Source organism: Syntrophaceticus schinkii, assembly GCF_000946815.1.
Classification (GTDB): Bacteria; Bacillota; DSM-12270; order Thermacetogeniales; family Thermacetogeniaceae; genus Syntrophaceticus; species Syntrophaceticus schinkii.
On record NZ_CDRZ01000093.1, the window covers coordinates 1 to 1,289 of the forward strand.

Sequence of the window (1,289 nt, forward strand, 5' to 3'; positions counted from 1 at the left end):
TGAAGCCTGTGATTATCATCGAACTCCGTACCCTTATGTGTCACACGGTATATCGCCCAGGATACAATTATTGCGATAAGTTCCGCCGATCGGCGAATAAAATCCGCAAGCTGGGTGGATGACTTACCCAAAAAAAGACCGATTCCAACGACAATGGGTCCGGGCGAGCTGAGAACAACAGATGCAAGAAGCGTCCGTTCGCCTGATTTGTTTTTCATGGCTACGCACCCCATAGATGCACAAGCGGCAAAAGCACGGCCGCAGCAGCAAACGGACAGGTAACCGTATCCATGCCTTTGCGGGTATAAAGCTCAACAACGGAACTGGCAGCTGCTGTCAGCACAGCTATCGTTAAGCTGGTATACCACGCGACATTTCCGTTGATTAACAGAACGATGAGAACCGAAATTAAGGACACCGTAAACATCGCAAGTGTTCCTTCGACGCTTTTACGCCCTTCTATGAGCTTGCCTTCAAGATAGTGTCTCCCGTATTTTTTCCCGATCAAAGCGGCAGCCGCATCGCCAAAACCCCAGGCGCATATGCATGCAAGAACAAGCCATCTTTCACCCAACCATCCCCAGCAAATACTGTTTAGAATTGCAAACATGCTGAATACAAGAATAAGGCTGTGCTTAATCTCTCCGCTTCTTCGTTCGGTGAGCAGTTCGGAATAACAGTCCAGCTTCTCTGCCAAAGATAGTAACGGAAATACGATTGCAATAAAAATCAGAGCCGCTAGTGATGCAATCCACCATGTCTGGAAGGTATAGATCCATACAAACAATGAACACAGCAATATAATGTGTAAGATTTTACGAAATACTTCCGAGGGAATACGGGCAAAACGCCGTAACAGCAGCGCTGCCGACGCGCATACAAAAAAAGTATCCGCACAATATCCCAAATCCTTGTAGAAATTCAATCATCTCTCTGACTCCCGTGAGTGCAAATTTTCATATACTTTTTCAAGCAGTCTGTCAAAACTCTGGAATTCCGATTCGCTAATTCCTTGCAAGGAAACTTCATATGCTGTTTTATAGGCATGCTCGATCCTTTTGCTAACATCTTTTGCTGCATCAGTTAACATAACGCGATAGGTGCGTGAGTCATCGGCTTGCCGCTCACGATGAATATAGCCCTTGCTGTCGAGAGAGTTAACTGTTCTGGATATAGCGGCTTTGCCGATATCAAGACGCTCGGCAAGCTTCTCTTGCGAGAGACCGTCACTTGTCGAAAGAAGGTGAAAGATGATGTCACCTCCGCACCTGTCAGATTTAATGACGCCA

At 46.4% G+C, this 1,289-nt stretch carries 3 protein-coding genes; all 3 read right to left on the reverse strand.

Annotated features, from left to right (window positions below):
- Positions 1-218 (reverse strand): hypothetical protein (locus SSCH_RS20030; RefSeq protein ID WP_044664571.1); only part of this gene is annotated, 218 nt, incomplete at its 3' end.
- A 2-nt stretch (positions 219-220) separates the two neighbouring features.
- Positions 221-925: a diacylglycerol/polyprenol kinase family protein gene (locus tag SSCH_RS05335; RefSeq protein ID WP_198142186.1), complete on the reverse strand. Its 705-nt coding sequence runs from the start codon at positions 923-925 to the stop codon at positions 221-223.
- Positions 926-1,289, reverse strand: a 364-nt coding sequence (locus tag SSCH_RS05340; RefSeq protein WP_044664572.1) for a MarR family winged helix-turn-helix transcriptional regulator, incomplete at its 5' end; no start/stop codon positions are given.